The following is a 12882-nucleotide window of genomic DNA, read 5'->3' as shown; positions in this document are numbered from 1 at the left end:
GGGATGTCCGGTATCTTTGTGCTGTGTAGAGAATAATCCTGTGATGTACCATCAAGTTTATTATTAGTTATGAAGAGATTCTTTTTAAGCAGCTTTCTTTTAATGATGCTGGGCATAAGTGCTCATGCACAAAAACTGATTCTTCCTGTTCCCTCTGACCTCCCCGGCAAGGCACAACAGAAGCAGATCGCACGTAAGTATGGCATGTTCATTCACTTTGGCATCAATACTTTCCATAATGAAGAGTGGACGGACGGTTCCAAGCCGGCTTCCTCGTATGCGCCTGTTGCCATTGATGCCGAACAGTGGATAAGAACCGCCAGGGACGCGGGTATGAAATATGTGATTCTGATCACTAAACATCACGATGGGTTCTGTCTTTGGGACAGTAAGTATACCGATTACGATGTGGCTGCTTCCGGAAACAAAACCGATGTGGTAGAAGCTGTGGCCAAGGCTTGCAAAAAGTATAAAATTGGGCTTGGGTTATATTACTCACTTTGGGACCGCAAAATGAACCGGGACGTTGACGACCGGAGTAAAGATGCCGGATACAATGAGTATATGCTTCGGCAACTCGCCGAACTGGTCGACATTGCACGAAAGCATACTCCTATTGTTGAGTTCTGGTTTGACGGAGGATGGGTGAAACAGAATTACCGTTGGCCGGTGATGGATATCTATCAAACCATCAAGTCGAAAGAACCCGAATGCCAGATAGGCATCAACTGGAGCATCGGTTCACCTGAAAATGCGGATGCGCATCCTGTGTTGCCGGGTGATCAACGGGCGGGATATCCGATTCGTTATTTTCCGAGTGACTTCAGACTGGGCGATCCGTACCTGCCGGCAGACGATGACCCGAAGCTGTTTACCCATGACGGCAAAGATTATTATATGCCTTGGGAGTCGACCGTTTGTATTAGTGACCGTTGGTTTTATCATACTACGGATACAAACTTCAAGTCTGTTGACGAGTTGGCGAAACTATACCGTCAATGTACCAGGAATGACAATATTTTGATTTTAAACTGCCCTCCCGGTCGTGACGGCAAACTGAGGCAAGAAGATATCACGATTCTGAACCGCTTGCGTGAGAAGCTGAATCTTTCTTCCGTAAGTAAGTGATATCATTCAATTGTTTCGCCCGGTATTCTCTGGGCGAACATTGGGTCAGCTTGCTGAACAGGCGGGTGAATTGCGCAGGATTATAAATGCCGACACATTCCGCTATCTGCATGATATTGAGTTTCGAAGAGATCAGCATGGCTTGTGCCCGTTCGATACGTTTCATCTGGATGTATTCGCAGGGAGGCACACCGATTATCTTTTTGAATACTTTCGAGAAATGGTCAGGGGTGAGACACATCCGCTCGGATAGCTCGATTACCGTAATACGTTTGTCGAGGTTCTTGTGGATGTATTGTATCACCTCGTCCAGTTTGATGTATGAGTTACTGCCGTGTAGTTGACTCATACTGGCTTCTGTAATGAAGCGGGAGAAAAGTTGCAGCAGGATTCCATGACTCTCTATGGTGTGGGACAACTGCGATAGATTTTTCTCGGTCCTGTTTTCATAAAGTGACTTGGTATTGTCATAACTCTGTGGGTCTACAACCTGTAATGACTTGTACGGATTAAGTTCCAGATAACGTTTTATCAGTGAGAAGTCCATCGGAGCGGCTTCCGGTTGCAAGTTTAGCTGAAGTGGATTGAGCACTCCCGGCACTCCGTTCAAATCATCAAAGAAACAGATATAATAGTGATCCATAAAGTCATCGCATTCATAACTGTGGAAGGCAAACTTGGGGATTAGGAACAATTGGCCCGGTAAAAGGTCATAAACCACATTATTTATATATACTCTTCCTCGTCCGTTCTCAATATAGTACAGGCGGTAAAACGGACTGATGACATTCCTGAAATTCCACCAGTTCTCTACACGCTTGAAGCCGGCGTAGAGCATAGATAATGAAAAGGTGTATGTCGTGTTTGAGATTGGCATATGTATCGTTTGAGGCAAACACATTGTTTTTATGCGGGTTTAAAGGTAAATGTTTGGGGCTAAAAAAACAAATGGATAACGTGTTTTTATACGTTATCCATTTATATTGGGACAGTCGGACTATTTTAAACGGATGGAATAGATGCTGGGATGTCCGTCGGACTGTTGAATTTGTATACGGAACTGTCGGGTTGTCAATACTTCGGGAAGTGTGAATTCGATGATTCCGTATCCCATGAAACTATTGGAATTGGTGAGTGGCAATACTTCGCTTTGGTAAACCTGTATCTCTTTTCCTTCCTTTATTGCCTCGACGGAGAACTTCCGGATGCTGTTCTCTGATTCTATTATAAAGAACTTGCTGAAACTGGCTTCCCTGTCCAGAGTGACAGTGATGGAGCCGACGGAGTCTGCACTGATCCAGGAGGTTGTAACGTCACTGTCCACTGCATAATTGGCTCCGTAATGGAGGGTGTCGTTTTTGAGTGTGCTGCTTGCTTCGGCCCGTGCATCGGTCGTGATAGACTGGGGACGCTTCAACGTTTTCGGGAACGGTTTACCGGAATCGATACCCAGCAGCTTGGCCAGTTCTTTGATGCGCTCCACTGCTTTGGGGCTTTGTTCGCCGTTGGTGTCCGGTGGGATATTCAGTAGCAAACAGTTGTCATTGGATGTTGCCACATAGAATATTTCCTCCAACTCGTCGAGTTCACGTACGGTACTGTCTTCCGGATGATTGAACCAACTGCCAAGGACAGAAATGGTCTGTGTGCTTTCAAAAGGCAGATAGTATTGCTTCCCGCTATGTGTATATATTTTAGGATCATCCTTTACCGGGAGAAACGGGTCCCATAAACGGAAGTCAGACGGGAAGTAGATGATTGAATCGCCCTCCTGCATGTCTACCGGACGTTTGCCGATAGTCCAGTTGGTAGATATCTGACATTCTGGTTGCATCTTTTTGACGTAATCGTATACCTCTTGCAGATGCCAGTCTTCCACTTTACGGTCCCATCCACCGTCGAACCAGAGTTCGTGTACGGTTCCATATTGGGTCATCAGCTCCTCAAGTTGATTTTTCATAAACCCGATGTATTTATATTTGTCGGAATCCTTATAGCTGGGTTCATGGCGGTCCCAAAGAGAATAATATATGGAAAATGCGATTCCCTGTTCGTGGCAGGCATCCGATACGGCGCGTACGATGTCTACTTTGTGCTTGATGCCCGGATTGGCGATGTCATGGTCGGTATATTTACTGTCCCAAAGGCAGAAGCCATCGTGGTGTTTCGTAATAAGTACGATGGAGCGCATTCCGGCTTCTTTGGCTGTCTTCACCCATTGTGCGGCTTTCTGCGCGATGTCGGCAGGAGGGGCATACGTTGAGGCGGGGGCAGTGCCGTCACTCCATTCCACGTTGAGGTAAGTGTTCATGCCGAAGTGGAGAAACATGCCGTATTTACGGTCAATCATGGCTTGTTGCCCTTTGGTAGGCAGGGGCCCCGTCTGTACGGCAGTAGATGTACAGGCATATAAGGCTGCACCCAGGCAGACTCCACAGGCTGCTTTGCAAATGTTTGTAAGATGTTTCATGATGATCAGATATAATATAAAATGTAATATGCTGCAAAGATGGTCATTTTATGGTTACCGGTTCTGGCTGAATCCGTGATAAACTTTGCTAAATCCGTCATTCTCTGCCGGTCGCTTCCATTGGGAATATCTTTCGGGTAACTTGAGTGATACGTTTTGTACGCTGAGTGATAGCTTATCCCTGAAAAAATGCGTAAAATTGCACTCAGGTTTTCCATTATTAACTAACAAAATAAAACTATGCATTTGACTACAAAATTATTTCTTGCCGCAACGCTGCTTGCCGGTAACCTGTTTGCTTCATTTGCCGGCGATGTTACGCTGAAGATTACGAAGAAGTATATCAACCTTCCCGTGTCCCACCAAATGGACCGGAAGAAAATGACATTCGAGGTGAAAGGGGCTCCGGAACGTAATTTCGTGATTCGCCTGGCCGACGGGAAACCCGATTATTGGGTATTTTGCGATGTTTCTTCCTGGAAAGGCAAGACACTCCGAATCAGCTATGAAGGAGAGTCTGCCGGATTGGAGAAGATCTATCAGGACGATGTGATTGCGGGGCAAGACAGCCTGTATAAAGAGAAGAACCGTCCGCAATTTCACTTCACTACCCGTCGCGGATGGATTAACGATCCTAACGGATTGGTTTACTATGAAGGTGAATACCATCTTTTCTATCAGCATAATCCTTACGAACGGGAATGGGAGAACATGACCTGGGGACATGCCGTGAGCCGTGACCTGGTACATTGGGAGGAACTGCCGGATGCTTTGCACCCCGATGAACTGGGAACCATCTTCTCCGGTTCGGCCGTGATCGATTATGATAATACCGCCGGATTTAATAAAAAAGGAGAGCCGGCACTGGTAGCCGCCTATACAGTGGATAATCCGGAGAAACAGCGGCAGTGCATTGCCTACAGCCTCGACCGGGGACGTACGTTTACCAAATACGAAGGCAATCCGGTGATAGACTCAAAGGCAAAATGGAATAGTAAAGACACACGTGATCCGAAAGTTTTCTGGTACGCACCCGGCAAACATTGGGTGATGGTGCTCAACGAGCGGGACGGACATTCCATCTACAACTCTTCCGACCTGAAGAACTGGGAATACAAGAGCCATGTTACCGGTTTCTGGGAATGTCCCGAACTGTTTGAGCTGCCGGTTGACGGAGATAAGAATCACACGAAATGGGTGATGTACGGAGCCTCGGGTACTTATATGCTGGGATCGTTCGATGGTCAGACATTTACTCCGGAGGCGGGTAAGTACTACTATTATACAGGAAGTATGTATGCTGCCCAAACCTATAGCAACCTGCCTGCCAGTGACGGACGTCGCATCCAGATAGGCTGGGGACGAATTTCACACGATGGCATGCCGTTCAACGGAATGATGCTACTGCCCAATGAACTGACTCTTCGTACTACTTCAAAGGGAGTCCGTTTGTTTAGTGTTCCTGTCAGGGAGGCAGAGCAACTGTTCCGGCCGGTAGGAAACTGGACATCACTTACTTCTGATGCAGCCAACGGGCGGTTGCAATCATTTTCCGACAAGGACTGTTTGCGGATACGGACTACCATCAAGTTATCACATGCCACCAGTGGCGGACTGAATCTTTACGGACAGCCTCTGGTGGATTATGACATGAACTCCAATCTGATAAACGGTGTGTTCTATTCACCCGACGACCGCACCAGTATGGAACTGACAGCCGACATATACATCGACCGTACCTCTATCGAAGTCTTCATCGACGGAGGAGCTTATTCGTATTCGATGAAACGGAGCCCGCGTGAAGGAAATCGCGAAGGACTTCACTTCTGGGGTAACAACATAGAAGTCAAAAACTTGGAAGTGTTCTCGGTAAAATCCATCTGGTAACGAACATTTTCTTTTGATAAGGCGTCCTGTTTCTTTGCTTCAGGACGTCTTATATACGTATTATTAAGGAAAACACAGCATGAAAAACACAAATCTATTCCGGTTCGGCTTTTTGCTTTTTGCAGGCCTGTTCGTATTCCTGTCTTCTTGCCAACGGAAGGAAGAGGCGGACAGAAAATATGTTATCGGTTTTTCTCAGTGCACTTCCGATTCCTGGCGCGAAGCCGTATTGCTCGAAATGCAGATTGAGGCCTCCAATTACCGCAACGTGGAGTTGGTAGTATATAATGCAATGGATAACAGCAGCCGGCAGGTAGCCCAGATCCGTAAACTGATCTCGCAGAATGTGGATGTACTTATCATTTCACCCAACGAAGCTGTTCCCATTACCGACGTGGCAGTGGAAGCCTACCGGAAAGGCATTCCTACCATTATCCACGACCGTAAGATACAGTCGGATGAATATACGGTTTCTATCGGCGCCAATAATTACAACATCGGTTCTGCCATCGGCGAATATATCAACGGACAACTTTCGCCCAATTCCCAAATACTTGAAATATGGGGACTGGAAGGCTCTTCGCCCGCCATGGAACGCCATGACGGGTTTATTGACCATCTCCGCAGCGACAAAAACTTCCGGGTGACCCAGGTTTTTGGTAAGTGGCACTATAACAGTGCTTACGATGCTGTCAGCAAGCTGCCTGCTTTTACAGATATCGACTTGGTGTATGCCCATAATGATGTAATGGCCCTTGCTGCACGTGATGTCATTATGAAGCGTGACTCTGTGTCCGGCAGACGTATCCGGTTTATAGGTATCGACGGAGTATATGGTGATGGAGCCGGGTTGCAGGCTGTAGCCGACGAGAAATTGGAAGCCTCTTTTCAGTATCCTACCGGAGGAGCTATCTCCATTCAGGTGGCCATGGCCATTATCAATGGCGAGAAGGTGAAGAAAAACTACGTATTGAATACCGCTATCATTAACCGGGGAAACGCAAAAACCATTCTGGCACAGTCCGAACAACTGAATCATTACCAAAAGCGGATCAACCGCCAGAAGCAGGAAGAAGACAATCTGCTGTCTCGTTTCAAGTTCCTGCGCAACTCCACCATACTGATCCTGGCGTTGATGTTACTCATTATCCCTCTGTTGGGATATGTCATGTACATGAATCTCCGCATCAAGAACAAAAACAAAGAACTGTATGATAAAAACCAGCTTGTAGAGGCGCAGAAGGAGGAACTGGCGGTCAAGAATAACCAGATAGAAAACATCTCGAACCAGAAACTGCAGTTCTTTACCAATATCTCCCACGAAATCCGTACTCCCCTTACGTTAATACTGGGGCCGGTAAACAAACTGATTAAAAACTCCAGGCTCGATCCTTCTATTCAGGAAGATGTGGCTTTGATGAAGCGGAACGTAGACCGGCTCTACCGGATTGTCAACCAGATACTCGATTTTCGCAGGATTGACAACGACAAGATGAAACTGATTCTGCGTCAGGTAGATCTGATAGGAATGGTCAGAGAGGTCTTCGATTACTTTACCGGTATTGCCCAGGAGAAGCAGATCCATTATCAGTTCTGCACCAACATCGACAAGCTGAATATCCATATCGATGTCAATAAGATAGAGCAGGTATTGGTGAATATCATTTCGAATGCTTTTAAATATTCGGATGGCGGCGGAGATATTTCCGTCAGGGTTATCGGTGAGGCAGAAACTGTTCTGGTGGAAGTGGAGGACCACGGGCGGGGGATTTCAAAAGAGAGCATGGAGCATCTCTTCGAGCGGTTTTATACCGGTAATAAAACATTCGGTACGGCAGGTTTCGGCATCGGACTTAATCTTTCGAAAGAATACGTCGATTTGCATGACGGTGAAATTCGTGTAGAGAGCCAGCCCGGAGAATATACCTTGTTCAGCGTCCGGCTTTACAAAGACATGGCTCACTATACCCACGAATATATATTGGAAGAGACCGACCGTTTCAATCTGAGTTATCATGACATGGAAGTGGATACGACGATAGTGAATGAAATGCTGTCCACGACCTACGATTATCATATTCTGGTGGTGGAAGACGACCCCGATGTGCGATACAGCCTGCGGAAGGAGCTGTCCGACAATTTCCGAGTCGAAGTGGCGGGTAATGGCAATGAAGCGTTGGACCAGTTGGGGAAGGATGTCGCTTTCCACCTGATTCTGAGTGACGTGCTGATGCCCGGTATGAATGGTTTCCAGTTGGTTAATCGGGTGAAGAACGATCTTGCTTTCAGCCATATCCCTATCATACTTCTGACTGCTTTGTCCGAAGACAGCCAGCGCATTTACGGCATTGCCGAAGGGGCGGACGAGTATATTCCCAAACCTTTCAATATCGACTTCCTGAAAATACGTATCATCAACATGATTTCGGAACGGCAAAAGATGAAGGAAGCCTATATGAAGAATCTCCGGGCCGGTACGATGGACAATGTGGAGGTATGCAAACTGATGAAGGTAGACGAGTTGTTCAGGGACAAGCTGCTGAGCATTGTCGACACGCAATATGAAAACTCCGATTTCAGCATCGAAGACCTGAGTGAACATCTGGGATTGTCGAGGGTGCACCTTTACCGGAAGATGAAAACTCTGTTCGGGGTTTCACCCACTGATTACCTGAGGAATTACCGGCTCAATAAAGCAATGCTTTTGCTTAAAGCCCGGCAGTATAATATCAGTGAGATAGCTTATATGACCGGTTTTACTTCGCCCGCCTATTTCACTAAATGTTTCCGTACACTTTATGGGGTCACTCCGACAGAGGCAATGGTGGCTAACTGAATATGGGAAACAGATCGTTCTGTCTACGCACCGTATGCAACTCTGTATACAGTACGTATATAGAGTAGTATACGAGCCGTAGATAATGCTGTATACGCATTATACAAAATTGTCCCGCATTGAGTTTTCTCAATGCGGGACGATATGAAATGTGCCGGTATGTTTACTGTTAGGCCGTTGGATCATCTACAATATCACCATCGCCATCTCCTTGAGATGCGCCGATGTTGATAAATCGACTGACAGTTCTCGGCGTTTTTAGCATTGTCTGCGAACTGTGGCAGTATTGTGTGGTCAGTCGCAGCTCATAGGTTCCGTCTTTCAAGTCGGCAGGAAGTAGCACCAATACTTCCGAGGGGTTGTTTATGGCAATCATATCCATCGGTAACTTCGTTTCTGTGCCTTTTTCGTCAATCAATACGATACCTACGGCAGAGTCTGTGCCTGTTACTTTAATATTCTTTCCTTGCAGGCGATAGTTACGTCCCGCAGTTGCACTACCGTCCGTAGCACGGGTGGCGGCGTCTTCACCGCCGATGAAGTAGGCCGAGTCACCTTTGGCTCCCAGAATTTTCACGCCGGTCCGTGCGATAGCTTCACGTAAATCCTTATCCTGATTGAAGGAAACATAGATAGAATTTCTCTCGGGATTCCATACTCCACCGTCTATTACCCCGCGAAACTGTGGTACGGCACGAAAAAGCCCCGTATTGACAGAGTATCCGTTCAGTACCAATTCCGATACTGTGCGCTGAAAAAGATCGACGGCATGCTTTAAAGTCTCTGCCCGCAAACCGGTATCTTCTTTCTTCATTTCATCCAGTACATCGGATAGCGTCAGGTTTCCGGCGCTTTCCAATACCAGGATTTTGTCTTCTTTGTTGTCGGTGGTCACGGTATTGTCCGCAAGCCAGCCTTTGAGTTCGGTTTTCATGATTTATCTATTTTAAAAGTGAATATATTACTGTTTGGTACCTTTCACGCAACGAACAGAACATCCAAAGGCACCAGAACCTGCGTCGGAAACTATGTGTCCATTTAGCCCCAACAAAAAACGATAATATTTCTCTGTGCACCAATAATTACCATCAACATTAGCATTTGCTACTCCATTACCAGTGCTGGATCCATATTTCTCAGGGATAACCCCTGCTAATGGCAGAAAAATCCCTTTGGAACTATTCATAAACCACATTCCATTATTTACTTTTGCCTTATTTGTACATCGGGACAACTTAGTGAATTCGTTTCGTGACGGTGTACGCCACCCAGCTCCATAAATTGAGGCGTTAAGTTTCGAACATGGATCAGTATTATTTTGACTTGTATTTCCTGTGTAAGTACTATACCAAGTATAGTAATAACCTCTATCTGTTGAAGTAGTCCATACATAGTTAGAATTTCCTGTTGATTTCAGATTTCCGTCCGCCCATATTAGTTTAGCCAGATCCTTCTTATCCTGAGCTGTACACCCGTTACCTGTAAGATTAATATCACTTTCCGCCACTTTAATGCCAGGTCCTCTTTTAAATTGCACTTTCATTATGTAACTTTTTCCTTCTACTAGTTGGATATTTTGGCTTGAAGTAATTTCAATATTGCTTTCTGTTGCCCAATCTCCTACCGTCAGCGTATTGAAATGCACTGTAATCGTTCTGGCCCCTGCAAACGGAACCATGCGTATGGTTGTACTCAGGGTCGTGTTCGGATTAAATGTGGTCGTATTATTCGTATTGGCGGCTACCACATTGGTCGAGGGACCGATTGTCCATGATGTGGAGTTTCCCCCTTGCTTTACGTATACACCCGTGCAATTACTGATCGTATTGCTCGGGTATCCGGTGGGACTAATGGAAATTGTCAGTTTACACAACTTCTGACTGAAACTCACCGGAAGGTTGTGGCTGAGGCTGTTTACATTCGTTATATCTCCGGAATCGAAGGTCATGAAGTCCTTGCTCATGTTAGGGATAGACACTGTGCTACTGTTGTAGGTATATGATGCGGGCATAGTTCCCAAGTCGGCAGCGGCAGTGGTATTAAAGGAGTAGCCCACCACGCGTATCGTTCCCGAGCGTGTCAGCAATTTCCCTTGTTTGAGTACAGGAGTGCCCGTACCATTTGAGGTGTAATCGGCCGCCGACTGGAAGACATAGTTGTTTCCGGACTTCCGGAAAACAATCAGCCGGAAATAAACTCCTGCAGGTACGGTTGCACGGGTATTTACATGGGGCAGAGTATCTTCCGTCAGTTCCATCGAGGCTATCCGGGGACCTTCGTAGTCCGGTTGCTCTCCCGTGCGTGTAGGGGAGAAAGCTTTTACTCCCACCCATTCGGCGATCAGGGGAGAGTGGCTATGGGTCGAAGCGTCATTAAAAGAAGATGAATGATAGTTGTTGTCACCCGTCAGGCTGATCTGGATGGGGATTAACTCGTCGGCAGTATCCCCGCTATCAGGAGATAAGGGAGTCATTCTGTCATCTTCCGCACATCCTGCTATCGAAAGGCAAAAACACAGCCATAAGGCTTTACCAAGACACTCTCGCATAATAAAAGTTCTATTCATATACTAAGATATTAAAGTGAATAATCGTATCAAAGACGCATTGCGGACCTATACATCCTCGTATAAGTCCGGAAAGGCTGTTTGATACCACTTTTATTATGCGTAAGTTTGTGTATTACAATCAGATATAACGGTCTTGAATACACAATAATGTTTCAAAAGACGTACGTTTTTTGAAACATTATTTTTACTCTTCACATTAAATATAAGAGGAACAGATAAATGACTGATAATTAAAACAATGTGGAAATATTTGCACAGATGAAAAAAGCGCCTTATCTTTGTTGCATCAGACGTACGTCTTTTGAAACACCGTTCCAAAAGTAAACTTTGCATCTTAGTAGATCTTCTTGGTCTTTGAAAGAGTGTCCTGAAAATTACGGGATAACTATCTCTCTTCTTCTCAAAAATTACTTGATAATCTGATTATGTGGCTCTTGTATAAAAGTCTTTTTAGTAGCTTTTTACTCAAAATGCCTAATCAATCCGTAACTTATACACCTTTAAAGAACTAAATATAGTCTACAGTTTCTTGGAGTGTCAGGTTTCCGACACTTCTCAACTATAGGATACTGATCAAGGCTTTATTTACAAGCTAATCTTAATCATAAATGACAGTTAATTATTTAACACAACGAACTGGCATTCCAGTTGCTTTATAATCAGAAAACATGAATATCGAACTTGGGTTAAATGCGAAGCTTATTCCATTATTTGTTCCATCTTTTTTTGTAGTCCAATACTGTCCAGTCTTACTAGGATTAGGATTAGTCGCACTGCCTCCACCACTACCTATTGTTCCAGCGGCCAATAGAAAAACACCAATACTTTTATTCATAAACCACATGCCATTATTTGTATGCACTCTATCCGTACATCGGGATAATGAAATATAGTCATTTTCGGATGGTGTACGCCATCCTGTACCATAGTATGCAATATTCAATTTAGAACATGGATCTGTGTTATTAGTACTTGTATTTCCGGTATAAGTGCTATACCATGTGTAATAATATCCGGTTTCTGTCTGCGAAGGTGCCCATACATAATTTGTGCTTCCCGTACTCTTCAAATTTCCCGTAGCCCATCTTAACTTCGCTAAATTATTTTTATCACTTGCTGTACATCCGTTTTGTGTCAGGTTAATGTCACTTGCCGCCAATTGTATCCCCAATTCAAACTTCAGTGTAATGGCATAACTCCGTCCCGGCAGCAACTGCACATTCTGACTCGAGGTGATATTCCGATTATTCGCATTGAAGTAATTACTAAGAGTCAGCGTACCGATATGCACCGTGATCGCCCGTGAACCCGAAAAAGGAACTAACCGTACAGTGGCAGTAGAATTATTGCCAATATTGAATGTAGGTGTATTTCCGGTATTGGCACTTACATTATTTGTAGAGGGACCTATCGTCCAGGCGGACGCATTACCGCCCTGAGAAACATATACGCCCGTACAGTTGGTAAACGTGTTGCTTCCAAACTGTGACAAGGAGAGCTTAACCGTCAGCTTGCAGAGTTTTTGCGTGAAAATAACCGACAGGTTGTGGTTGATTGTACTCACATTCGCTATGTCCCCCGAGTCATAAACCATAAAGTCATTACTCATATTCGGGATAGTGACGGAAGTACCGTTATAAGCATAGGATGAAGGGATCGTTCCCATCGCTGTCGTACTATTGAACGAGTATCCGATCACACGGACAGTTCCCGCTCTGGTGAGTAACTTTCCTTGCCTGAGTGTGGGAGCGGAAGCCCCGTTCGTCGTAAAATCCGCTGCGGACTGGAACACGTAATTGCCACCCTCATTACGGAAAACGATCAACCGGAAATAAATGCCATTACCCAATGTAGCGGCACGGGTAGTGACTTGCGGCTCTTCGCGGAGTGTCATCCGGACCACTGAAGGACCCTCGTAAGGTACGGCAGCGGGTATGGCCCTGCTGGCGGGTGATTCCTTAACCGGTACCCATTCGTCTACAAGCGTTCTTC

At 45.5% G+C, this 12882-nt stretch carries 8 protein-coding genes; 3 read left to right on the top strand and 5 right to left on the bottom strand.

Annotation, left to right across the window (positions count from 1 at the left end; all coding sequences use genetic code 11):
• Positions 1 to 69: 69 nt before the first annotated feature.
• On the top strand, positions 70 to 1128 hold the full coding sequence (locus ISX59_RS18780) for an alpha-L-fucosidase (protein ID WP_122143202.1): 1059 nt from the start codon (positions 70 to 72) through the stop codon (positions 1126 to 1128).
• Here the strand turns inward: ISX59_RS18780 and ISX59_RS18775 are convergent.
• Together ISX59_RS18775 and ISX59_RS18770 are read right to left on the bottom strand one after the other, a co-directional pair.
• Entirely contained in the window at positions 1073 to 2005 is a 933-nt protein-coding gene (locus ISX59_RS18775; RefSeq protein ID WP_032540907.1) for an AraC family transcriptional regulator, read from the bottom strand. The genes ISX59_RS18780 and ISX59_RS18775 overlap by 56 nt on opposite strands.
• 120 nt (positions 2006 to 2125) lie before the next feature.
• Positions 2126 to 3598, bottom strand: a complete 1473-nt coding sequence (locus ISX59_RS18770; RefSeq protein WP_050550278.1) for an alpha-L-fucosidase — start codon at positions 3596 to 3598, stop codon at positions 2126 to 2128.
• 240 nt (positions 3599 to 3838) lie between these two features.
• Here ISX59_RS18770 and ISX59_RS18765 point away from each other — a divergent pair, with 240 nt between their 5' ends.
• Both ISX59_RS18765 and ISX59_RS18760 read left to right on the top strand, forming a co-directional pair.
• On the top strand, positions 3839 to 5485 hold the full coding sequence (locus tag ISX59_RS18765) for a glycoside hydrolase family 32 protein (RefSeq protein ID WP_220576153.1): 1647 nt from the start codon (positions 3839 to 3841) through the stop codon (positions 5483 to 5485).
• 79 nt (positions 5486 to 5564) lie between these two features.
• Positions 5565 to 8321: a substrate-binding domain-containing protein gene (locus ISX59_RS18760; protein ID WP_032543410.1), complete on the top strand. Its 2757-nt coding sequence runs from the start codon at positions 5565 to 5567 to the stop codon at positions 8319 to 8321.
• 169 nt (positions 8322 to 8490) lie between these two features.
• On the opposite strand, the gene ISX59_RS18755 is transcribed toward ISX59_RS18760, so the two are convergent.
• The 3 genes from ISX59_RS18755 to ISX59_RS18745 form a co-directional block, all read right to left on the bottom strand.
• The gene (locus ISX59_RS18755; RefSeq protein ID WP_022012257.1) at positions 8491 to 9255 is read right to left on the bottom strand and encodes a DNA-binding domain-containing protein; all 765 of its coding nucleotides are present in this window, start codon (positions 9253 to 9255) and stop codon (positions 8491 to 8493) included.
• A gap of 27 nt (positions 9256 to 9282) precedes the next feature.
• Positions 9283 to 10887, bottom strand: coding sequence for a fimbrillin family protein (locus ISX59_RS18750; RefSeq protein ID WP_044301723.1), 1605 nt, complete (start codon positions 10885 to 10887; stop codon positions 9283 to 9285).
• A 622-nt stretch (positions 10888 to 11509) separates the two neighbouring features.
• On the bottom strand, positions 11510 to 12882 hold a 1373-nt coding region (locus tag ISX59_RS18745; protein WP_220576152.1), incomplete at its 5' end, for a hypothetical protein.

It is taken from the genome of Bacteroides sp. FSHCM14E1, from assembly GCF_019633785.1.
GTDB lineage: Bacteria > Bacteroidota > Bacteroidia > Bacteroidales > Bacteroidaceae > Bacteroides > Bacteroides hominis.
The sequence above is the reverse complement of the archived record's forward strand: the minus strand, read 5'-3'. Positions and strand labels throughout refer to the sequence as shown.

What these genes read in the sequence shown, in the direction of transcription:
- ISX59_RS18755 (WP_022012257.1), bottom strand. Translation starts at nt 9,255, where the DNA reads ATGAAAACCGAACTCAAAGGCTGGCTTGCGGACAATACCGTGACCACC.
- ISX59_RS18770 (WP_050550278.1), bottom strand. Translation starts at nt 3,598, where the DNA reads ATGAAACATCTTACAAACATTTGCAAAGCAGCCTGTGGAGTCTGCCTG.
- ISX59_RS18760 (WP_032543410.1), top strand. Translation starts at nt 5,565, where the DNA reads ATGAAAAACACAAATCTATTCCGGTTCGGCTTTTTGCTTTTTGCAGGC.
- ISX59_RS18780 (WP_122143202.1), top strand. Translation starts at nt 70, where the DNA reads ATGAAGAGATTCTTTTTAAGCAGCTTTCTTTTAATGATGCTGGGCATA.
- ISX59_RS18750 (WP_044301723.1), bottom strand. Translation starts at nt 10,887, where the DNA reads ATGAATAGAACTTTTATTATGCGAGAGTGTCTTGGTAAAGCCTTATGG.
- ISX59_RS18765 (WP_220576153.1), top strand. Translation starts at nt 3,839, where the DNA reads ATGCATTTGACTACAAAATTATTTCTTGCCGCAACGCTGCTTGCCGGT.
- ISX59_RS18775 (WP_032540907.1), bottom strand. Translation starts at nt 2,005, where the DNA reads ATGCCAATCTCAAACACGACATACACCTTTTCATTATCTATGCTCTAC.